The organism is Paraburkholderia sp. SIMBA_027 (assembly GCF_046535315.1).
GTDB classification, from domain to species: domain Bacteria; phylum Pseudomonadota; class Gammaproteobacteria; order Burkholderiales; family Burkholderiaceae; genus Paraburkholderia; species Paraburkholderia tropica.
Map to the genome: position 1 here is coordinate 206260 of NZ_JAWRWY010000010.1, position 21635 is coordinate 227894.

The window sequence follows — 21635 nt, forward strand, 5'->3', positions numbered from 1 at the left end:
AGGCGTTCGCGTGCGAAAGCGGCGAACGCAAACCGGTGTCGAAAAAGCGCAAGCCGTAGCATAGCGTCTGCGCGCGCGCTTTGCTCGGATGCAGCGGCGCGAAGTCGATGCTGGCGCGACGAGGTTCGCTAACGGCGGGTGTCCGGCGCGCGTCTATTCACCGATCAGGTGCAGCACGACATCGCGCGTCGAGGCGTGACGCCGATGCTCGAACAGATAAATCCCCTGCCACGTGCCGAGCACCGGACCGCCGAACTCGACCGGAATCGACAACTGCGTCTGCGTGAGCGCGGTGCGCAGATGCGCGGGCATGTCGTCGGGGCCTTCGGTGTCGTGCTCGTAGCGCTGGGCATCCTCGGGCGCGATTGCGTCGAAATAGCGTTCGAGATCGCGGCGCACCGAGGAATCGGCGTTCTCCTGAATTAGCAGCGAAGCCGAGGTGTGACGGCAGAACAGCGTCAGCAAACCCGTGCCGATGCCGGTTTCGCGGACGAATTCGCGCACCTGCGCGGTGAAATCGAAAAGCCCGCGCGAGCGCGCGTGCACGTGCAGATGATGGATGGCCTGGCGCATGGGTTTCTCCGGTAAGGCGCGATGCGTAAGCGGGGCGGGCGAAGCGAGCAGGCGGGGCGAGCAGGCAGAGCGGGGACGCCGCAGCAGGTCCGATGGCCGCCTGCACGGCCTTCGCTGCATGCTGGTAGGATACCGGCCTTGCCGCCGCGCTGGCGGCCGACGTCAGACCTCGCATCGATTCAGGAGAATGTTTTGAACCTCACCCGCTTCGCCAAGTCGCGCCATTCGACCAAGTCTTTCGATCCCGCCCGCAAGATCCCGGCCGCGGTCATCGACGAACTCAAGGAGCTGATCCGCTTCAGCCCGTCGTCGGTGAACTCGCAGCCGTGGCACTTCGTGGTGGCCGAAAGCGACGCGGCGCGCGCGCGCGTGGCGAAGTCCATGCAGCCCGGCTACGCATACAACGAGCCGAAGGTGCTGAAGGCTTCGCACGTGCTCGTGCTGTGCGTGCGCAAGGACATGGACGAGGCGCATCTGAACGCCGTGCTCGCGCAGGAAGAGGCCGATGGCCGCTTCGCGAGCGCCGAAGCGAAGACGGGGCAGGCGAACACGCGCAATTTCTACGTGAACCTGCACCGCGAGCGCAACGATCTGCCGTCGTGGATGGAAAAGCAGGCGTATCTGGCGCTGGGTTCGGTGCTGATCGGCGCGTCGACGCTCGAAATCGACGCCTGCCCGATGGAAGGTTTCGACGCCGCGGCGCTCGACGCGGAACTCGGTCTGGCCGATCAGGGCCTGACGTCGCTCGTCGTGATCAGCCTCGGTTACCGCAGCGCCGACGACTTCAACGCGAAGCTGCCGAAGTCGCGTCTCACGGCGCAAGCCGTGTTCACGGACCTCGCGTAAGGTCCACGGCGCGCATGCCGTGAAAACGGGAGGCGGCGCGGATGCTGGTACCATCGCCGCTTCCGGTTTTCACTTCCGGTTTCCAGGCAAAACATCGCGCGGGAGCGCTCACGGCATGCAGGGAATCAAACGCAGGATCGTCTACGTCGCGCTGTTCGAGGGGATCGCGATCCTCATCACCAGCACGAGTTTCGCCTCGCTGTCGGGCAGCGGCATGGACCGCGCGGGCGCGGCGGCGATTTTCTCGTCGCTGATCGCGGTGATCTGGAACGTCGTGTTCAACACGTTGTTCGAGCGCTGGGAAGCGCGCCAGACGAAGCGCGGACGCAGCGTCGCGCGGCGCATCGCGCATGCCGTGGGTTTCGAAGGCGGCCTGATCCTGTTTCTCGTGCCGATGATTGCGCTCACGCTGCGCGTGCCGCTCGGCGAGGCGTTCGTGATGGACGTCGGCCTCGCGGTGTTCTTCCTCGTCTACGCCTACGTCTTCAATCTGCTCTTCGATCGCGTGTTCGGTTTGCCCGCTTCGGCGCTGCCGCTGGAGCCGCGTGCGGAATCGGAACCTTGCACGTGATCCGGCGCGCACTTCAGTACGCAACTCAGCGCGCACTTCAGTACGTAACTTAGCGCCACGCGCTGCCCACCTGAATATAGAACGCGTTCTGGCCGTTGCCGTGCGCCACATCGATGCCCATCGACAAACCGAGCTTGCGCGCAATCAGATAACGAAAACCGGTGCCGAAGCCGAAAGCCGTCGGCGCGTCGCCGAACGCATGCAGCTTGCCCCAGGCCTTGCCCGCGCCGCCGAAGCCCAGCAGCGCCCAGCGCGGCGTGACGTTCCAGCGTAGTTCCAGTTCGCCCGTGACCTGATTGCGGTCCTGGAATCGGGCATCGGAGACGCCGCGCAAACTCACGTAAGGTTGCGCGAAAAACGGGATGTCGCCCTGCGAGAAGCCGCTGTCCACGCGCAGTCCGAGAATCCAGCGCGGCGTCATTTCGATCCAGTGATACGCCTTCACCGATTGCATGTCGAACGCGTTCGAACTGCCGAAGCCGCCGCGCGCGAAATCGGCTTCGAATTCCGCGTAGGTGCCGTGGCTCGGATAGAACATGTTGTCGCGCGTGTCGTAATCGACGACGATGCCGCCTTTGCCCACGCGCACCTCGCGCTCGAAATGGTGGAGGCCGTTGGGCAGCAGCGGGCCGAAACGCGTGGCCGAATCGAAGAACGTATAGCGCGGCCCGACGTACCACGGGCTATTGGCAATCCTGAATAAAATCTGCTGCACCACGGTGACGCCGCTCAACTGGTACGCGTTGGCGTTGCCTTGCGGACCGTAGTAATTCAAATGCAGATTGACCTTGCCGAGCACGCCGAGATAGCGGATGTGGTCGTCGTCCCAGCTGTGGAAGTGCATGAGGCCCGCGCCCCAGCTATGCGTGCCGGTGAAGAAACCGCCCACGCCGGTGATGTTGGGCGGTGACATTGTCGGTTTGGCGTCGGCGCTGTTCGATGCTGAGCCGGCATTGTCGCTTGCCTCGCGTTTGGGGGCCCTGAAGTACAGCAGCCCAAGTCCGAAGCCGTAGCCCACGGCCGGTTCGGTGATGATGGTCGGTACCGGCAACACGCCCTTGTGATTGAGCAGCAAGTCGCTGAGGTCGAACGCGCCGTCTTGCGTGTCGCGAAACCGTGCGAACCCCGTGGGGTGCGCTGCGGTTGTCCTGTTAGCGTCGTCCGCGTTGGGTGGGGATTCGGCGTGGGCCGTCACGGCGAGTGCGAGCAGCGCGCACAGCATGGCGAGGTTCGAGTGCCGGTGGCGTGTCATCGTGGCGAAATCTCCCGCATCGGCATCGTGCCGATGCTGTGGTGCAGGCGATGATCGACGGGGGGCGCGGCGGCGCGCGTGAGCACGAGCCAAGCGCACGAGCAAGCGCACCAAGGCACAAAGCCGACGATGCGCGCCCGACAATTCAGCATAGCGCAGCCGATCTCACGATCGGTTGCGCTCGCAGGGGGTGAAGAGGGGGATGAGAAGGGCTGCATCAAAGCGCATGCACGAACGGCATGCGCGGCACATCAAGGCGCGGCAAGTTCAACGAAAATGCGCGCGCGACCGCGCCCGAGTCTTACGGATTCGGCGCGGCCGCCGCCACGCCGCTCGCCTGCACAGGCGCCGCCGCACCGGCGCTCGCGCTCGCGCCGATGGCCGGATTCGCGTTGCCGTCGACCCGATCCGGATGACGCGCATCGTGCATCTGGCCGTTCCAGCCGCCGCCCAGGTCGCCGATCAGCGCGGCGGCGTCGAGCAGGCGGCTCTGCTGCACGGTCAGCGCGCTTTGTTGCGTGCTCAATTGCGTGGCCTGCGCGGTCACGACCGTCGTGTAATCGACCGTGCCAGCCTCGTACTCGTTCTGCGCGATCTGCGTGGCGCGCGTGGCGTCACGCACGGCCGATTCGAGCACCGCGCTTTGCTGCGCGAGAATCCGCAGGCCCGAAAGATCGTTTTCGACGTCCTGGAACGCCGTCAGCACGGTGCCGCGATAGTTCGCCACCGAGGCGTCGTAGCTCGCGCGCGCGGCGTCCACGTCGGCGCTGCGCAGGCCGCCGTCGAAGATCGTTTCGGTCGCGCTCGCGCCGAGCGACCACACATAGTTGCTGATGTGCAGCAGACCCGACAGCGGCGATTGCGTGAAGCCGTCGAGCGCCGAGAGCGAAATGCTCGGGTAGTACGCCGCCACGGCCACGCCGATGGCCGCGTTTGCCGAAGCCATCTGACGTTCCGCGGTCGCGACATCGGGGCGGCGTTGCAGGATGGTCGACGGCACGCCCGCCGGGATTTCCGGCAGGATCGGCAGGCGCTCGCTATGCGGGATCGTCACGTCTTCCGGATTGCGGCCTACCAGCACCGCGATCGCGTGCTCGTACTGCGCGCGCGAAACGCCCAGCGCGATCAGGCTCGCCTGCGCGTTTTCCAGTTGCGTGCGCGCCGTGAGCAGATCGGACGGCGCGACGGTGCCCGCCGCATCCTGATCGCTCACCACGCGCAGCGAGTCCTTGTATGCCGCGACCGTCGCTGTGAGCAGGTCGATGTCGGCGTCGGTGATGCGCAGGTCGATCACGGCGTTCGCGAGCGCGATCTGTTCCGAAAGCTGCGCATTGGCGAGCGTGGCTTCGCTCGCCTGGGCCGTGGCCGACTGCTCCTCGATCTGGCGGCGCACCTCGCCCCAGAGGTCGGGCGCCCAGCTTGCGTTTGCTTCGAGCGAGCCCGCGTTGACGATGCGGGCGGCGCTGCCGGTCGTGGTGGTCGTCGAGGCGCGCTCGCGCGTGGCCGAACCGGTCACGCCCAGCGTCGGAAAGAGGCCCGCGCGCGCCACGCGCACTTCGGCGAGCGCTTCCTGATAGTTCGCGTAGCTCTGCCGCACGGTCTGGTTCGACACGGTGACGAGCGGTTCGAGTTCGTCGAGCAGCGGATCGTGGAAGGCGGTCCACCAGTCGCCCTTCGGCGCTTCGGCGGCGCTGGGCTCGGCCTCGGTCCAGCCCGGCAGCTCTTTCCATTGAGCGGGCACCGACACCTGCGGGCGATGGTAGTCGGGGCCGACCATGCAGCCGCTCAGCGCGAACGCGAGGCCGGCGGCGAGCGCGAGCGGCAGCGTACGCCGCGTGCGGTGAATCAGAGTGAAGTCAGTCGTTTTCATGATGCGCTCTCATCGGCCTGGCGATTCCAGGGCAGACGTGCGGCCCAGCGTGCGAGTCGCGCGCGCAGGCGGTCGAGGAACAGATAAATCACAGGAGTGGTGTACAGGGTGAAAACCTGCGAGAGGAGCAGGCCGCCCATCACGGTCACGCCGAGCGGCTGGCGCAGCGACGCGCCCTGGCCGATGCCGACCGCGAGCGGCACCGCGCCCAGCACCGCGGCGAAGGTCGTCATCATGATCGGGCGCAGGCGCACCACGGCGGCGTCGTGAATCGCGCTGCGCGCATCCATGCCCAGATTGCGCTGATTCTGGATCGCGACGTCCACCATCATGATCCCATTCTTCTTGACGATACCGATCAGCAGAATGATGCCGATCATCGCGATCACCGAGAACGGCGTGCCGAAGATCAGCATCGCGAGAATCGCGCCGATCCCCGCAGAAGGCAGCGTCGAGAGAATCGTGAGCGGGTGGATGGTGTTCTCGTAGAGCACGCCCAGCACGATATACACGACGACCAGCGCCGCGAGAATCAGCAGCGGCACGGTGCCCATCGACTGCGCGTACGCCTGGGCCGCGCCCGCGAATTCGCCGTGAATCGCAGCGGGCATGCCGATATCGCGTTCGGCCTGCTCGATGATCTTGCCCGCTTCGGACAGCGAGCCGCCCGTCGGCAGATTGAACGAGATCGTGCCCGCGACCTGGCCGCTCTGGTGGTTCACCTGAGTGGCGGTGTGGCTCACGCTCCAGTTCATCATCGCGGTCACCGGCACCATGGTTTCGGCGGCCGTGCTGTCCGCGCTGCCGCTCGAACTGCCGCCCTTGCTGTTGGCGATCGAGTTGTTCTGCTGGTTCGCCACGGCGTCGGCGTTGAGGGCGTTGGTGCTGCTGCTCGACGTGCTCGTGCTGGTGATCGCGCTATACGCGGTCACGCCCGATACCGTGCTGCTCGACATCTGCGTGGACGCCGAGCCGCTCGCGTTACCCGCCGCCGTGCTCAGATAGATGCGATCGAACGATTGCGGATACTGCCAGTATTCCGGCGCCACTTCCATCACCACGAAGTACTGGTTGATGGGGTTGTAGATGGTCGAGACCGTGCGCTGGCCAAAGGCGTCGTACAGCACGCTGTCGACCTGGTTCGGATCGAAGCCGTAGCGTTTCGCGGTCTGCCGGTTCACGGTCACATAGGTCTGCAGCCCGTTTTGCTGCAGGTCCGAATTCACGTCCATGATCGCGCCGCGATGCTTGTTCAGCTCGGTCACGAGCTTGGGCACCCATTTGAACAGCGCGTCGGCATCATCGCTCGTGAGCGTGTACTGATACTCCGCCGCCGACTGCCGTCCGCCGATCTGCAGATCCTGCTGCGCCTGCAGGAACAGGCGTGCGCCCGATACGCCGTTGAGCTTGGGCCGCAACCGGTTCACGACTTCGCTGGCCGAGAGCTTGCGCTGCGCGAGCGGCTTCAGTTCGATGAAGACGTTGGCCGTGTTGAGCGCGCGCCCACCCGTGAAGCCCGCCACCGACGCCACCGCCGGATCCTGCTGCACGATCTCCTGCAGTTGCGCGAGCTTCTTCTCCATCGCCGTGAACGAAATGCTCTGGTCGGCGATGATCTGCCCGATCAGAATGCCCGTGTCCTGCTCGGGAAAGAAGGTGCCCGAGAGCAGGCGCGCGAGAAACACGTTGCCGACCAGCAGCGCGAACAGCAGGAAGATCACGAGCTTCGCGTGATCGAGCGCGACGTTGAGCGAGTGCGAATAGAACTGCTTGAAGCGCTCGAACTGCGCGTCGATCCATTTCGCGGCGCGCGACGGCTCCTTGTGCACCTGCTCGCGTTTGAGCACGTAGGCGCACATCGCGGGCGTGACCGTGAGCGAGACGATCAGCGAGATGAGGATCGCGATCGAGAGCGTCATCGCGAATTCGTGGAACAGCAGGCCGACGATGCCCGGCATCAGCAGGATCGGCAGGAACACGGCGATCAGCGAGAGGCTCATCGAGAGCACCGTGAAGCCCACTTCGGCCGAGCCGCGCAACGCGGCCTCTTTCGGATCGAGCCCGGCCTCGATATGGCGCACGATGTTTTCGAGCACCACCACGGCGTCGTCGACCACGAAGCCGGTGCCGATGGTGAGCGCCATCAGCGAGAGCGAGTCGATGCTGTAGCCGAGCAGGTACATCGGGCCGAAAGTGCCGATGATCGAGAGCGGCAGCGCCACGGCCGGAATCAGCGTGGCGCGCGGCGAGAGCAGGAACACGAACACCACGCCGATCACCAGCAGCACGGCGATGAAGAGCGTGCGCTCGGTGTCGGCGACCGAGGCGCGCACCGACTCCGAGCGGTCCACCGCCACGTTCACCTTGATGGTGGCGGGCAGGGCGGCCTCGATGTTGGGCAGGCGCGCCTGGATCTGCTGCACCGTCTTCACGACGTTGCTGCCCGGCATCGGATAGACGATCACGAGCACCGCCGACTTGCCGTTGTAGAGGCCGGCGTTGCGGATGTTTTCGTTCGAGTCGCGCACGGTGCCCACGTCGCGCAGATACACGGGCGCGCCGTCGCGATAGGCGATCACCACGTCGCGGAACGGCGCGGCATTGCTGATCTGGTCGTTCGAGGTGACGACGAAACGCTGGTCGCCCTGGTCGAGGTGGCCTTTCGCGCTGTTCGCGTTGGCCGCGCCGATCGCCGCGCGCACGTCTTCGAGGCCGATGCCGTAGCTATTGAGCTTGCCAGGCTGCAACTCCACGCGCACCGAGGGCAGCGCTCCGCCGCCCAGCGTGATCTGGCCCACGCCGTCCACCTGCGAAAGCTGCTGCATGATGACCGAGTCGGCGGAATCGTAGAGCTGCGCTTTCGTGAGCGTGTCGGAGGTGAGCGCGAGCACCATGATCGGCGCGCTCGCGGGGTTGTACTGCCGGTAAGTGGGATTGCTGCGCAGCGTGGTGGGCAGGTCCGCGCGCGCGGCCTGGATGGCCGCTTCCACGTCGCGCGCGGCGCCGTTGATGTCGCGGTTCAGGCCGAACACGACCACGATCAGCGACGAGCCCACGTTGTTGATCGACGTGAGCTGGCTGACGTCGGCGATCGTGCCGAGCCGCCGTTCGAGCGGTTCGGCCACGGTGGACGCCATGGTTTCCGGGCTCGCGCCCGCCATGTTCGCCTGCACCACGATCACCGGATAGGCGATGTTGGGCAGCGGCGCGACGGGCAAACGGAAGAACGCGAGCGTGCCGGCGAGCAGGATCGCGATCGCGAGCAGCGAGGTCGCGACCGGTCTGCGGATAAAAAGCGCCGAAAGGTTCACGGTGTCGCCTCGGGCGCGGGCGGCGGGTTGTTGCCACTGCCGCCGTTGTTCCCACCGCTGTTTCCACCGCCGCCGTTGTCGCCAGGCGCGTTGCTGTCCGCGTCGCCGCTTTCATCGCGGTTGCGCTTGCGGCCGAAACGCTCCGCGAGACGATCGAACATCAGATAGATCACGGGCGTGGTGAACAGCGTGAGCAACTGCGAAACCGTCAGGCCGCCGATGATCGCGAGCCCGAGCGGGCGGCGCAGTTCCGAACCCGTGCCGGTGCCGAGCAGCATCGGCAGCGCGCCGAGCATGGCCGCGAGCGTGGTCATCAGGATCGGGCGGAAGCGCAGCAGCGAGGCCTCGAAAATCGCCTCGCGCGGCGGCTTGCCGTGCACGCGTTCGGCTTCGAGCGCGAAGTCCACCATCATGATGGCGTTCTTCTTGACGATGCCGATCAGCAGCACGATGCCGATGATGCCGATCACGTCGAGGTCCTTGCCCGCGATCATCAGCGCGAGCAGCGCGCCGATGCCCGCCGAAGGCAGCGTCGAGAGAATCGTCACCGGATGCACGTAGCTCTCGTAGAGCACGCCCAGCACGATATACACGGCCACAATGGCGGCGATCAGCAGATAGACCTCGCTCGACAGCGAGTCCTCGAAGGCCTGCGCCGCGCCCTGGAACGACGAGGTGATCGACGGCGGCAGCTTCACGGCGGCTTCGGCCTTGCGGATGTCGCGCACGGCGGAGGAGAGCGACGCGCCGTCGGCGAGATTGAACGAGATCGTCACCGAGGGGAATTGCGCGAGGTGGCTGATCATCAGCGGCGAACGCGTGATGCTGATGGTCGCGATGCCCTTGAGCGGCACCTGGCCCGTGCTCGCGGTCTGGCTCGGCAGATAGATGTCGCCGATCGAATCGACCGTCGGCAGCGACTCCGGCTTCGCGACCAGAATCACGCGGTACTGGTCCGACTGCTGGAAGATGGTCGAGACGATGCGCTGGCCCAGCGCGTCGTAAAGCGCATTGTCGATGGTCGCCGCCGTGATGCCGTAACGCGCCGCGAGCTGGCGGTTCACCTGCACGTTCACGGAGAGACCGTCCGTGTTCAGGTCGCTCGTGACGTCGGCGATCGACGGAATCTGCTTCATGCGCGCGACGAGGTCGGGCACGTACTGCCCGAACGCTTCCTGGCTCGGGCCGCGCAGCACGAAGTTGTACTGGCTGCGCGAGACCGTCGTGTCGAGCGTCAGATCCTGCTCGGGCTGCACATAGAGGCGAATGCCCGGCACCTTCGCCACCGACTGCTGGATGCGCCGGCCGATTTCCTCGGCGGTTTCCGAGCGGTCGTCGTGCGACTTCAGGTTGATCAGGAAGCGGCCGTTGTTCAGCGTGTTATTGATGCCGTCGATGCCCACGTAAGACGTGAGCGAGACCACGTCGGGGTCCTTGAGGATCTGCTCGGCCAGTTCGCTCTGGCGGCGCACCATCGCCGAATACGACACCGAATTGTCTGCCACGCTGATCGCCTGGAGCACGCCCACGTCCTGCACCGGGAAGAGGCCCTTCGGGATCACCACATAGAGCAGGCCGGTGATGGCCACGGTGAGCACGGCCACGATCAGCGTGAGGATCTGATGGTCGAGCACCCAGCGCAGGCCGCGCTCGTAGGCGGCGAGCGTCTTGTCGAACAGCCCTTCGCTGATGCGCTCGAAGCGGCTCGGATGGCGTTCGGCCTGGGGCCGCAGAATGCGCGCGCACATCATCGGCACCACGGTCAGCGAGACCACGGCGGACAGCACGATGGTCACCGCGAGGGTGACCGCGAATTCGCTGAAGAGACGCCCGATCACGCCGCCCATGAACAGCAGCGGAATCAGCACGGCGATCAGCGAAATGGTCAGCGAGAGAATCGTGAAGCCGATCTGTCCCGCGCCTTTTAGCGCAGCCTGCAAGGGCTTTTCGCCTTCTTCCAGATAACGCACGATGTTCTCGATCATCACGATGGAATCGTCGACGACGAAACCGGTGGCGATGATGAGCGCCATCAGCGAGAGATTGTCGATCGAATAGCCGAGCTCGTACATGATCGCGAGCGTGCCGATCAGCGAGACCGGCACCGAAATGCTCGGAATGATCGTGGCGGGCAGATTGCGCAGGAACACGAAAATCACGGCGACCACGAGCGCCACCGCGAGCACGAGTTCGAACGCGGCGTCGTGCACCGAGGACTGGATCACGCCGACGCTGTTCGACACCACCGTGACCTTCATGCCGGCCGGCAGCGTCGCTTCGAGCAGCGGCAGCTGGCGCATGATCTGGTTGACCGTGGCGATCACGTTCGCGCCCGGCTGGCGCTGCACGTTCAGCACGATGGCGGGCTGCTTGTTGTACCAGGCGCCGCGCTCCACATCCTGCGCGGCCGTGGACACGCGCGCCACGTCCTTCATGTAGACCGGCGCGCCGTTCTGGTACGCGATGACCGTGTCTTCGTAATCTTTCGGATCGGAAATCTGGTCGTTCGAATTGATCGTGTAGTCGAGCTCGGGGCCGTCGAAGTTGCCCTTCGGCGCGCTCACGTTCACGTTGGCGAGCAGCGTGCGCAGATCGTCGAGATTCAGGCCGTAACCGGCGAGCTTCTGCGGATCGGCTTCCACGCGCACGGCCGGAACGTTGCCGCCCGCCGTGCTCACGAGACCCACGCCCGGCACTTCGGAAATCTTGGTCGCGAGGCGGTTGTTGGCCGCGTCCTGCAACTGCGTGAGCGACATCGAATTCGACGTGACCGCGAGCGTGAGGATCGGCTGGTCGGCGGGATTGACCTTGGCGTAGGTCGGCGGCGCGGGCAGGCCGCTCGGCAGATAGCTGTTGGCCGCGTTGATGGCCTGCTGCACGTTCTGCTCGGCGACGTCGAGATTGAGCGAGAGGTCGAATTGCAGCGTGATGACCGAGGCGCCCTCGGAGCTGTACGAGACCATCTGCTGCAAGCCCGGAATCTCGCCGAGCTGCACTTCCAGCGGCGCGGTGACGGTGGTGGCCATCACGGTCGGGCTCGCGCCGGGGTAGAAAGTCTGCACCTGAATGGTCGGATAGTCGACCGCGGGCAGCGATGAGACCGGCAGGAACTTCATCGCCACGAGGCCGACCAGCACCAGCGCGATCATCAGCAACGATGTCGCGACGGGCCGCAGGATGAAAAGACGCGAAATATTCATCGGGGCGGGACGGGTTGCTTAGGACGCTTGCGAAGCGGAATCCGCCGTGGCCGCGCTGGCGGCCGGGGCGTCCGACGCTGCGGTCGTGGCATGCGCATGCGCGTGCGAGGCGTTGCCCATGCGCGCCGCTTTGGCGCCGCTTGCTGCACTGGCCGGGCGCGCGCCCGCGGGCTGGATCTTCGCGCCGTCGTTGAGGCGGTCGAGACCGTCGGTGACCACGCGCTGACCCGCGCTCAGGCCCGAGACGATCACCGTATGCTGGCCGTCGCCCGGCCCGATCGTGACCTTGTGAACCGACACGGTGTTGTTGTCGTTGACGAGATACACGTAGTCGCCGGGCGCGCCCGACTGCACCGCGGGCGTGGGCACGAGCACGGCGTTCTGCATCGTGTCGACCAGCAGCTTCACGTTGACGAACTCGTTCGGGAACAGCGCCTCGTCGTCGTTCGGGACGCTCGCGCGCAGCGTGACCGTGCCGGTGGCCGTGGCCATCTGGTTGCTGATCGCGTAGAGCGTGCCGGTGGCGAGTTCCTTGGTGTTGTCGGCGCTATAGATGGTGACCGGCAGCTTCGCGCCCGCGTTCGTGCGTTGCAGCACGTCGGACAGCGCGTTTTGCGGCACCGTGAACTGCACCGTGGTGGGTTTCATCGTCGTGATGACGGCGATGCCCGTGGAGCTGGACGCCGTCACGTAATTGCCCGGATCGACGAGACGCAGGCCGACGCGGCCCGACACCGGCGCGGTGATGTGGCAATAGATCAGATCGAGCTCGTACTGCTTGATGGTGGCGAGGTCCGACTTCACGGCGGCTTCGTCCTGCGCGACGAGGAACTTCTGGTCGGCGTAGGTCTGCTCGGCGATCGACTTCTTCTCGTTGAGCAACGTGTAGCGCGCGAGGTCGGAGCGGGCCTGGGCGAGCGAGGCCTGATCCTTGGCGAGCGTGGCCTGGGCCTGCTCCTTGTTGATCTCGTATTGGCGCGGGTCGATCTGCGCGAGGAACTGGCCTTTGACCACGTCCTGACCTTCGCGATACCCGACTTCCGTGAGATAGCCGCTCAATTGCGGCAGCACCGTGACGGTGGCCACGGGCGTGACCGTGCCGAGCGCGTTGAGCGTGACGGGCATTGCGCCGAGCGCGGCGGGCGCGACCGTGACGACCTGCGCCGCCGCGCCGCGTTCGGGCTTCTTGCGGTGCAGCACGTGCAGCACCACGAGCACGATCAGCACGAGGATGACGAGCGCCAGAATCCACACGCCGCGACGCTTGCGCGCGGGCGGCGGAGTTTGCCGGGAAGGCGGCGAAGGCGGCGTGGGCGGTGGCGTTTGCGGGGCGGCGGGGTAGTTCGGCGTATCGCTCATGCCAGTCTCCCGGTCGATGCGGCGTCGCTGTCGATCCCGCAATCAGCGCGATGGTCTTCGTGTGCGGCACGCGCGTTGACGCGCTTGCAGGGGCCATGTGCGGGACACGGCGTTTTTCCCGCTTCGGAAACGTGCCGTTCGACGTCGATTCGCATACGCATTCTCGTGTTTGTTGTGGGCCGCCCATGGCTGCGCATCACGCAGCGAAAGGCGAGACTCGCAGTCTAACCAACTCGCGCGCTAATTTCGAAACGTTAGTTTTTTGAAAGGTTTTGCCTTGTTACAAGGGCTCGTTTTCGTCATGCGCCGTTACGAACGCAAGCTGGGCGAAGGCGTTCGTACGCATCGACAAGCGGGCGTGCCACGGCGTAACGCACGCGAACGGCGTTTGCTTGCAATCGGCTTTCGATGCAGGTGGCGATACGGCAAGTGAAGCGTTATCGCTTCATCCATAGCGTGGCGGGCGGCTTTTAAACGTGCGGTATGTATCGCAATGTATCGGGACGCAGATACGACATACACGCTTGCAAATTGGCACGCGCGCGGAAACAAGCCAGATACATCGCGGCGTTCAAATAACTCCTGTGCACGGTTGATCCCTCATCCACTGCATCCCACCTACTCAATGCCAGGAGAAACACCATGAAGCTCGTTCAATCGCTCGTCGTCGCCGCTCTCGTTGCCGTGCCCGCGCTCTCGTTCGCGCAGTCCGGCGTCCAGAACGCGCCGGTCACCCGCGCCGAGGTCAAGGCCGAACTCGTGCAGCTTCAGCAAGCCGGCTACAACCCGGCCAGCGACAACACCCAATACCCGGCGAACCTGCAAGCCGCATTGGCGCGCGTGAGCGCGGCGAACGGCGAAACGGCTTCAGCTTCAGCGTCGTCGGCATCGTCGTATGGCGGCGTGACGCAGGGCGCATCGGCGGCGGGCAGTCGCGCACCGCGCGTCCAACTGAATGCGCCGGTGAACGGCCCCGACGCGGACGTCCCCGGCCTCGGCCCCATCTACGCGCACTCGTAATGCGCACGTAATGCACACGCATCGCCCGTGCATCGCCTTGCACCCGACACGCGCGCGGCTGGCCCGCGCGCAGCCCTGATACGCTGCCGACCATCCGCCTCATATCCGCCTCATTCACTGGCCGATCACCGCCACCGACCGGGAACCCGACCGTGCGCCCCATTCATGCCGCAATCCTGCTCATTGGCGTGCTGCTTGCCTCAGGCGGCTATGGCGCGACGTTTCTGTTCTCGATGCACGTGCGCGCGATCGGCGGCACCGACTTCGACACCGGCGTGGCGCTCGCGGGCGCAGCGCTCGGCACGTTCGCGGGCGTCTCGCTGACCGGCTGGGTTGCGCAGCACGTCGGCGCGGCGCGCATGGCCGCGCTCGCGGCGCTTTGCGTGGGCGCGGGCGTGGTGGGCTTCGCGCTCATGGCACATGCGAGCGGCATCGACGCGCTGCCCGGTTTTCTCGTCGGCCTTGGCTGGGGCGCGTTCTGTCTCGCCGCGCCGATGGCGCTCGCCGAACGCACCAGCGACGCCGACCGCAGCCTCTGGTTCCTGCGCTTCGCCACCTTCCAGATGGCGGGCGTGGGCGGCTGCCCGGCGCTCGCCGCCTTCGCGATGCGCTTCTGGCGCATGCCGCTCGAAGGCGTGCTGTACGCGATCGGCGCGTTGTGCCTGATCGGCGCGCTCACGCTCGAAATCTTCGGCCGCCTCGCGCGCGTGCAGCCCGCACAGGAGCGCTGGCTGCGCAGCATCGGCGCGATTGCGCGCACGCGCGCCGTGTATCCGATCGTCATCATCGCGTTGGGCGGCTGTGTGTTTTCCGGCCTGATGACGTTCCAGATGTCGCTCGTGCAAGGCACGCAGGCCAAGGCGAGCACGTTCTTCAGCCTCTACACGATCACGGTGATCGCCACGCGCTGGCTGCTCGCGCGGCTCGTCGTGCGCATGCGCGCGGCCACAGCGACCAAGGTGCTGCTCGCGATGATGGTGCTCGGCAGCGCCGCGATGTTCGCGGTGCCGTACCACGCGGGTTTCCAGGCGCTGGCGGCGGTGCTGCTCGGCACGGGCTACGGCCTTGCCTATCCGATCGTGCAGGTGCAGGCCATCGACGACGCCGCTGCCGCGCACCGGCGCGCCGCGCTCACCTGGTTCGTGGCGGCGTATTTCATCGGCGCGTTCGGCTTTCCGTCGCTCGGCGGCTGGGTGCTGGTGCACAGCGGCAAGGGCGCGCTGCTCGCGCTGATCGCGGGCTGCGGACTCGCGGCGCTCGCGCTGGCGATCCTGCGCGACCGGCGGCGCGGTGGATCGCTTTCGGCGAGTGCTTGACTGTGATGAACCCGGGCGATTTCCCTCATCGACATCGCGAATTTTTTACCCGACGCAACATCCCATCACCCCAGAAGAACCGGAGGAAACGTGACTGAACTTTGGCGACTATCGGCAACGGAACTGGCGCGGCGCATTCGAACCCGCGAAGTGTCGGCCCGCGAGGCCGCGACCGATGCGCTCGCGCGGCTCGACGCCGTCAACCCGCGCATCAACGCGGTGGTCGCGCACGACCCGGCGCGGGTCTACGAGCAGGCCGACCGCGTGGACGCGGCCATCGCGCGCGGCGAAGATCCGGGCCCGCTCGCGGGCGTGCCGGTCACCACCAAGATCAACGTCGATCAGGCGGGCTTCGCCACCACCAACGGCACGGTGCTGCAAAAAGACCTGATCGCGCCGGCCAACAGCCCGGCCGTCGACAACCTCGTGCGCGCGGGCGCGGTGCTGCTCGGCCGCACCAATTCGCCGACCTTCGCGCTGCGCTGGTTCACGAGCAATCAGGTGCACGGCGCGACGCGCAATCCGCGCAACGCGTCGCTCACGCCGGGCGGATCGAGCGGCGGCGCGGCGGCGGCGGTCACGGCGGGCATCGGCCAGATCGCGCTGGGCACCGACATCGGCGGCTCGGTGCGCTATCCGGCCTACGCGTGCGGCGTGCACGGGCTGCGGCCGAGCCTCGGACGCATTCCGGCGTTCAACGCCTCGTCGCCGGAACGGCCGATCGGCGCGCAACTGATGTCGGGCGCGGGACCGATGGCGCGCAGCATCGACGACGTGAGCCTCGCGTTCACGGCGCTGGCGCAGCCCGACATGCGCGATCCGTGGTGGGTGCCCGCGCCGTTCAAGGGACCGGACGCGCCGCTGCGCGCGACGATCTGTCTGCGCCCCGGCGGCATGACGATCGCGAAGGAAGTGGAAGACGCGCTGCTCGACGCCGGACGCCGTCTCGCGGATGCGGGCTGGACCGTCGAGCAGATCGACGACACGCCGTCGATGCGCGATGCCGCCGAAGTGCAGGAACGCCTGTGGCTCGGCGACGGCTATCCGGCTCTGGTCGATGCGGTGCTGCGCGACGGCGACCCGGGCGCGCGCGCCGTGGTGGAGGGCGTGCGCGCGAAGGTCGCGGCGATGCCAGAGGACGTGGTCAGCAAGTCGCTGGTGCGCCGCACGACGCTCGCGCGCCAGTGGCGGCTGTTCTTCGCCGGGCATCCGGTGCTGCTGCTGCCGGTGTCGGGCGAGCTGCCGTTCGCGGACGGGCTCGATCTGCAAGGGCCGGAGGGATTCCAGCGCGTGTGGGATGCGCAACTGACGCTGCGCGCGTTGCCGGCGGTGGGCTTGCCGGGGCTGGTCGTGTCGACGGGGATGGTGAACGACGTGCCGGTGGGCGTGCAAATCGTCGCCGGGCATTATCGCGAGGACCTGTGCCTGCTGGCGGGCAAGGCCATCGAGGCGCGCGGCGCGCCGCCTTCGCCGATTGATCCTGCGGCGTAAGCGGGCGGGCCAGGTGGCGATATAGGTGGGCGGTATAGGCGGTGGGCGTCGCTAGCGTTCGTCGGCCGGTGTGTTCGAGTCGGCGGACGCGGAGGCCGACGCTCCGAGCGCCAGCGTGTCCTCCGGCCGATACTCGCTCGGCGGGACGCCCAGCTCGCGGCGGAACATGTCGCTGAAACTGCTGGGCAAAAAGCCGAGCAGGCGCGCTACGGCGCTCACCGACTGGCCTTCCGCGAGCCGCGACACCGCGATGGCGAGTTGCACCTGCCGCCGCCATTGCGCGAAACCCACGCCCAGCTCGCGCGTGAAGAGGCGCGCGAGCGTGCGCACGCTCGCGCCCACCGACGCCGCATGTTGCTCGAACGCGATCTCGTTCGATGGATTGTCGATCACCGCGCGGCACAGCATCGCGAGACGGCGATCGGCGCTGCCCGAGCTATCGGGCAAGGGAATGCGCAGCGTCGAGCGGCGCGCGTGGGCCAGTTCCATTCCCGCGAGACGCGACGCGGCGGCACGCCAGGCGTCGTCGCGATCGTGCTCGCGTTCGGCGAGATTCTTGATCAGTTCGCGCAGCAGGCCGTCGACTTCGAACACCTCGCAGCGCGTGCTCAGATGTGGGATGTCGTGCTCGTGCAGATACAGATTGCGCATCTCGACCGCGCTCATCATATGGATCGCGTGCGGCGTGCCGGGCGGCAACCAGACCGCGCGCTGTGGCGGCACCACCAGCGCTTCGCGGCCCGCTTCGACCCACATCACGCCGGAGACGGCATACAGCACCTGCGCCCACGTGTGCGAATGCGGCTCGATCTGCAGGCCGCGTGGATAGTGGCGCGCGAGCGAGCGGGTGTGGCCGGGGGCGTCGTCGAGGGTGGGTGGGGTGGCTTGAGGCATGGGGGACGTGCGTCTTGCGTGCGTTCGTGCGTTCGTGCGTTCGTGCGTTCGTGCGTTCGTGCGTTCGTGCGTTCGTGCGTTCGTGCGTTCGTGCGTTTGGTACGTCGCAGGCGATAGCGCCGATGCAATACGCTACCACGGGACGCGGCCTTTAGCGCGTTCGGGCACACAGGAAACGGCGGCGCGGTGCTCGACCTTGCCGCCGTTTTTTATTCTGGCTTTGCGATAACGATATGTATAGCTAATTAATTGTCAATCGATCCGCTATCGCGCAGGCATGAATACTCAATTATCAAACGTCCCCTGATACTCCGGCGCAGCATCTTTACGCGTATTCAATTCGAACATCACGCCGCCCGGCGCGCGGCAAAAGAAGCGCGAGCCGCGCCCGTTATTGAACACCTCGGTTTCCATCTGCACGCCTTCGGCCTTGAATCGGGCATAAAGCTGTTGCAGGTCTTCGACGTTGGGCAGCTCGAAGCCGACATGAAAATTCCCCGGCCAAACCGGCGTTTCGCTGCTCGAGTGGTCGATCACCACGTCATAACCGGGGCGTTTAAGAATGTACGACTGCTCCCACGATCCGGCGATCGTGAAGCCCAGATAGCGTTCGAAGAAGCGCGCGGTGGCGGCGGTATCGGAAGAAGGGAAGCTCAGATGGTTGAGCTTCATGATGTGCGTGACGTCGGTCATTGCGGGTCTCTTTGCGGTGGCGACGGCCCTATGCCGTGTTCGCCCGAGGAGTTCAGAATATAAGCAAATGCTCGCATTCGATACTCGCATTGATTGCACGTCTCACTGGCATCGAAACGCCGGTAAAACAAGAGGTATTCGCGGTTATGGCGTGAACACAGCGAGTGAAAAGCTCGCGTTCACGGCACCGTTTTCGGGGGCGCGGCGGCTTCGATCAGCGTCATCAGATGCGCGCGCGCCGGTTCGCTCACGTGTTTCGACGTCTGTTTCGGATCGACGCGGCTCACCACCACGAGATCGAGCGACGGCACCACGATCGCGTACTGGCCGAGATGGCCGTCGGCCCAATAGCTCGCGATCTGCGGGGCGCTGGCGGTGTTTCCGGCGGTATCGACGGCATCGGCGGGCGTGCTCGTCCACCACATATAGCCGTAGCCACCCCACGGCGTGTTCGAGCCGGGCCGCGTCGATGCCTCGACCCAGGCGGCGGGGACGATCTGCCGGCCGTTCCAGCGTCCGTCGTTGAGATAGAGCCAGGCGAAGCGCGCGAGGTCGCGTGTGCTCATGTCGATCGGGTAGGCGGGATAGCGCGTGTCCGGTTCGCCGGACGCGTATCGGCCATCGGACGGCGCATAGTCCTGCATGCCGATCGGGCGGGCGATTTCATCCGCGAAGGCCGTGAAAATATCGTGGCCCGATTGCTGCCGGTAAATCCCGCCCAGCGCATTGAAATCCCAGTTGTTGTAGCACCAGAACGCGCCGGGCGCGTGGCTGCCGCGCGGCGGCTTGATGCGTTGCATCCACGGCGTTTCGTACGTGGTGGCGTGATAGACGCCCGAGCGCGCTTCGAGCAGTTCGCGCACGGTGGCCTGGCGTTCCGTGGGCGTGAGCGCGGGCGCGTTGTCGTCGATGCCGAGTTGCGCGAGCGTGGCGTCGAGATCGATCCAATGCTGCGCGACGGCGATGCCGATCAGCGCGCTCAGCAAGCTCTTGCGCACCGAGTAGAGCGGCGTTTTCGCCTGCGTGTTGCCCCATTCGTCCACGACCGCGCCGCCCTGGACGATCATCAGCGAAGTGGCGCCGACGCGATGCGCGTAGGCATCGGCGTCGGCGAGGCGGGCGGGAGACCAGCCGAGGCTGGCGGGATCGGCGTGACGCCATTGCGCGGCAGGAAAACGCGCCGCGTTCGTGGCGATACGGGGGGGGGCGTTGGCCGACTCGCTGGAAGTGGCGGGCGTCGTCGCGTGCTGCTGTGTCGTGCAGGCGAGCGGCAGCGCGGCCAGCGCCAGCCACACAAGCGGTTTGAAAGTGTTCAAGCCGGACGCTCCTGGGGAAACGATCCGGCCATCATAGTGCGCTTTCGCGGCGGCGCGCCGATGACGCGCGCCGTTGAGGCACAGCCGCACTCAGGCGCCGAAGCCGCCGTCGATCGTATGCAGCGCGCCGGTGATGCCGCTCGCATGCGGACCCGCGAGATAGCCGACGAGGCTCGCCACGTCCTCGGCCGTGCCGTGACGCTTGAGCGCCATGACGCTGTGCATCATGCTCGCCATCGGGCCTTCGGCGGGGTTCATGTCGGTGTCGGTCGGGCCCGGCTGGACCACGTTCACGGTGATGCCGCGCGCGCCGAAATCGCGTGCGAGTCCGCGCGCCATGCCTTGCAGCGCCGACTTGGTCATGCCGTAGGCCGTGAGTCCCTCGAACGGGATGCGGTCGCCGTTGACCGAGCCGATCGCGACGATGCGGCCGCCGTCGTGCATCAAGCGGGCCGCTTCGACGCTAGCGTGATACGCGCCGCGCACATTCACGTCGAGCATGCGATCGACGGCGTCGGCGTCGATCGTCAGCGGATCGCCCACCACGAGCAGCCCGGCGTTGTACACGAAGACGTCGAGCGGTCCCGCTGCCTTCACGGCGGCGATCAGCGCGTCGCGGTCGGCCGCGTCGGCATGGACGGCGCTCGCGCCGGTTTCCTTCGCCAGCGATTCGGCGGCTTCGCGCGAACCGGCGTAGGTGAAGCGCACCTGCGCGCCGCCTTCGGCGAAGAGCTTGACGATGGCCTTGCCGATGCCGCGGCTGCCGCCGACGACCAGAACCGATTTGCCTGAGAACTGCGTCATGATGGATGACCTCCTTGAATTAAAGTAGTGACCACTATATATTTCAGGTTCGGGTAAGGCAAGGAATTTTTATAGTGGTCACTAATTTAAATTCAGGACGCAAGCCAGGTCGTGGCCGGCCGCGGGTTTTCGACCCGGAGGCGGCGCTGGAAATCGGCGAGCGGATGTTTCACGAACACGGCTACGACGCTGTGGGACTGGCCGCGCTCACGGAGGAGCTGGGCATCAAGGCGCCGAGCTTTTACGCGGCGTTCGGCAGTAAGGCGGCCTTCTTCGAGCGCGTGATGGAACGTTACGCGCAAACGGCGTTGCCCGCCGCCGATCTGCTCGCGCCGGGCCGGCCGCCCGCCGATGCACTCGCGGATCTGCTCGAGCGCGCGGCGCGCACCTACGCGAAGGACCCGCGCCGACGCGGCTGTCTGGTGCTCGAAGCGGCGCGCGGCGCGGGCGACACCGAAAGCGCGGTACTCGCGCGCCGGGTCGCGCAGGAACGCCGCGATGAGATTCGCGCCTACGTGGCCGCGACGCGCCCCGAGGCCGCCGACGCCGTGACCGATTACGTCGCCAGCGTGATGTCGGGTCTTTCGGGCAGCGCGCGCGAAGGCATGAGCGAGGCGCGTCTCGCCGCCGTGGCGCGCGCGGCGGCGGGCGGCCTGCACGCGCTGCTCGGCTGAGCGTTTCGGCGTTCTGGCGTCGATAAAACAGCGCTGGCGGTGAGCGTGCATCGTCGCGTCATTTAATCAGTCGAGCTGATTAATTGGGCGATCCCGACCGCGCTCGCGGACCGGGTTGTCCTCCTTGTGTCCCACCGGGCAAGAAAATTGCTACCTCAACGGCTTCGGGCGCGGCCGCCGTAGCCGCATCCGTTCAAACCCCGTACACCGATTCCAAACATGTCCGGTACTATGGAGCCAGTTGCCTGTCTTGCGCCGCCGCACCGCAGCATCGCCGTGCGGGCGGCCCGGGCAGGGCAGTCCAGGTTCCGATGTGCAGGTGCAGTGAAGCCGGCCCATTGAAGTCGTTGCAGAATTCAGCCGCAGTGAAGCGACGTCGATGAAGCCGGGTCAGTGAAGGCGATTCGTGCGTTTTCGGCCCATCCGTACTGATCAGTCCGTCGCC

The 21635-nt window shown here is 66.3% G+C and carries 16 protein-coding genes; 6 read left to right on the top strand and 10 right to left on the bottom strand.

The features are described 5' to 3' along the window. Positions 1-153: 153 nt before the first annotated feature. A complete protein-coding gene (locus SB764_RS20270) occupies positions 154-573 on the bottom strand; it encodes a secondary thiamine-phosphate synthase enzyme YjbQ (RefSeq protein ID WP_410864560.1) in 420 nt (139 codons plus the stop codon). Positions 574-765: 192 nt separating this feature from the next. Between SB764_RS20270 and nfsB the strand changes: the two genes are divergently transcribed. After that, a complete protein-coding gene (nfsB, locus tag SB764_RS20275) occupies positions 766-1419 on the top strand; it encodes an oxygen-insensitive NAD(P)H nitroreductase (RefSeq protein WP_065063464.1) in 654 nt (217 codons plus the stop codon). A 115-nt stretch (positions 1420-1534) separates the two neighbouring features. Continuing rightward, complete coding sequence (locus SB764_RS20280; protein ID WP_410864562.1) at positions 1535-1990, top strand: PACE efflux transporter; 456 nt, start codon at positions 1535-1537, stop codon at positions 1988-1990. 49 nt (positions 1991-2039) lie between these two features. On the opposite strand, the gene SB764_RS20285 is transcribed toward SB764_RS20280, so the two are convergent. The 5 genes from SB764_RS20285 to SB764_RS20305 all read right to left on the bottom strand — a co-directional run bounded on the left by SB764_RS20285 (position 2040) and on the right by SB764_RS20305 (position 12982). Beyond that, the gene (locus SB764_RS20285) at positions 2040-3242 is read right to left on the bottom strand and encodes a BamA/TamA family outer membrane protein (RefSeq protein WP_410864564.1); all 1203 of its coding nucleotides are present in this window, start codon (positions 3240-3242) and stop codon (positions 2040-2042) included. A gap of 301 nt (positions 3243-3543) precedes the next feature. Beyond that, positions 3544-5112, bottom strand: coding sequence for an efflux transporter outer membrane subunit (locus SB764_RS20290; protein WP_410864566.1), 1569 nt, complete (start codon positions 5110-5112; stop codon positions 3544-3546). After that, positions 5109-8423: an efflux RND transporter permease subunit gene (locus SB764_RS20295; RefSeq protein ID WP_065063472.1), complete on the bottom strand. Its 3315-nt coding sequence runs from the start codon at positions 8421-8423 to the stop codon at positions 5109-5111. Before SB764_RS20295 ends, SB764_RS20290 begins: the two co-directional genes overlap by 4 nt. Continuing rightward, the gene (locus tag SB764_RS20300; RefSeq protein ID WP_074984927.1) at positions 8420-11623 is read right to left on the bottom strand and encodes an efflux RND transporter permease subunit; all 3204 of its coding nucleotides are present in this window, start codon (positions 11621-11623) and stop codon (positions 8420-8422) included. Before SB764_RS20300 ends, SB764_RS20295 begins: the two co-directional genes overlap by 4 nt. An 18-nt stretch (positions 11624-11641) precedes the next feature. Beyond that, positions 11642-12982 carry an efflux RND transporter periplasmic adaptor subunit gene (locus tag SB764_RS20305; protein ID WP_124261283.1) on the bottom strand — a complete coding sequence of 447 codons (1341 nt, stop codon included), beginning with the start codon at positions 12980-12982 and terminating at the stop codon, positions 11642-11644. 642 nt (positions 12983-13624) lie between these two features. Between SB764_RS20305 and SB764_RS20310 the strand changes: the two genes are divergently transcribed. From SB764_RS20310 to SB764_RS20320, 3 genes are all read left to right on the top strand, one after another. Then, the gene (locus SB764_RS20310; RefSeq protein WP_074984926.1) at positions 13625-14002 is read left to right on the top strand and encodes a DUF4148 domain-containing protein; all 378 of its coding nucleotides are present in this window, start codon (positions 13625-13627) and stop codon (positions 14000-14002) included. Between the two features lie 152 nt (positions 14003-14154). Beyond that, positions 14155-15318, top strand: a complete 1164-nt coding sequence (locus SB764_RS20315) for an MFS transporter (protein ID WP_065063477.1) — start codon at positions 14155-14157, stop codon at positions 15316-15318. A 90-nt stretch (positions 15319-15408) separates the two neighbouring features. Next, positions 15409-16809, top strand: coding sequence for an amidase family protein (locus tag SB764_RS20320; protein ID WP_065063479.1), 1401 nt, complete (start codon positions 15409-15411; stop codon positions 16807-16809). Positions 16810-16860: 51 nt separating this feature from the next. Here SB764_RS20320 and SB764_RS20325 read toward each other — a convergent pair whose 3' ends face one another. From SB764_RS20325 to bdcA, 4 genes are all read right to left on the bottom strand, one after another. Continuing rightward, positions 16861-17703: a helix-turn-helix transcriptional regulator gene (locus SB764_RS20325; RefSeq protein ID WP_321854785.1), complete on the bottom strand. Its 843-nt coding sequence runs from the start codon at positions 17701-17703 to the stop codon at positions 16861-16863. A gap of 285 nt (positions 17704-17988) precedes the next feature. After that, positions 17989-18396, bottom strand: coding sequence for a VOC family protein (locus tag SB764_RS20330; RefSeq protein WP_173816847.1), 408 nt, complete (start codon positions 18394-18396; stop codon positions 17989-17991). A gap of 179 nt (positions 18397-18575) precedes the next feature. Beyond that, positions 18576-19712 (bottom strand): serine hydrolase domain-containing protein, encoded by a 1137-nt coding sequence (locus tag SB764_RS20335; protein WP_410864570.1) that lies wholly within the window; start codon positions 19710-19712, stop codon positions 18576-18578. 90 nt (positions 19713-19802) lie between these two features. Further along, positions 19803-20516 (bottom strand): SDR family oxidoreductase, encoded by a 714-nt coding sequence (gene bdcA, locus SB764_RS20340; protein ID WP_065063484.1) that lies wholly within the window; start codon positions 20514-20516, stop codon positions 19803-19805. A gap of 164 nt (positions 20517-20680) precedes the next feature. On the opposite strand from bdcA, the gene SB764_RS20345 reads away from it, so the two are divergent. Next, positions 20681-21190, top strand: coding sequence for a TetR/AcrR family transcriptional regulator (locus SB764_RS20345; RefSeq protein ID WP_080180478.1), 510 nt, complete (start codon positions 20681-20683; stop codon positions 21188-21190). Positions 21191-21635 lie beyond the last annotated feature (445 nt).

What these genes read in the sequence shown, in the direction of transcription:
- SB764_RS20300 (WP_074984927.1), bottom strand. Translation starts at nt 11,623, where the DNA reads ATGAATATTTCGCGTCTTTTCATCCTGCGGCCCGTCGCGACATCGTTG.
- SB764_RS20325 (WP_321854785.1), bottom strand. Translation starts at nt 17,703, where the DNA reads ATGCCTCAAGCCACCCCACCCACCCTCGACGACGCCCCCGGCCACACC.
- SB764_RS20345 (WP_080180478.1), top strand. Translation starts at nt 20,681, where the DNA reads ATGTTTCACGAACACGGCTACGACGCTGTGGGACTGGCCGCGCTCACG.
- SB764_RS20280 (WP_410864562.1), top strand. Translation starts at nt 1,535, where the DNA reads ATGCAGGGAATCAAACGCAGGATCGTCTACGTCGCGCTGTTCGAGGGG.
- SB764_RS20270 (WP_410864560.1), bottom strand. Translation starts at nt 573, where the DNA reads ATGCGCCAGGCCATCCATCATCTGCACGTGCACGCGCGCTCGCGCGGG.
- SB764_RS20290 (WP_410864566.1), bottom strand. Translation starts at nt 5,112, where the DNA reads ATGAAAACGACTGACTTCACTCTGATTCACCGCACGCGGCGTACGCTG.
- SB764_RS20305 (WP_124261283.1), bottom strand. Translation starts at nt 12,982, where the DNA reads ATGAGCGATACGCCGAACTACCCCGCCGCCCCGCAAACGCCACCGCCC.
- SB764_RS20285 (WP_410864564.1), bottom strand. Translation starts at nt 3,242, where the DNA reads ATGACACGCCACCGGCACTCGAACCTCGCCATGCTGTGCGCGCTGCTC.
- bdcA (WP_065063484.1), bottom strand. Translation starts at nt 20,516, where the DNA reads ATGACGCAGTTCTCAGGCAAATCGGTTCTGGTCGTCGGCGGCAGCCGC.
- SB764_RS20330 (WP_173816847.1), bottom strand. Translation starts at nt 18,396, where the DNA reads ATGACCGACGTCACGCACATCATGAAGCTCAACCATCTGAGCTTCCCT.
- SB764_RS20310 (WP_074984926.1), top strand. Translation starts at nt 13,625, where the DNA reads ATGAAGCTCGTTCAATCGCTCGTCGTCGCCGCTCTCGTTGCCGTGCCC.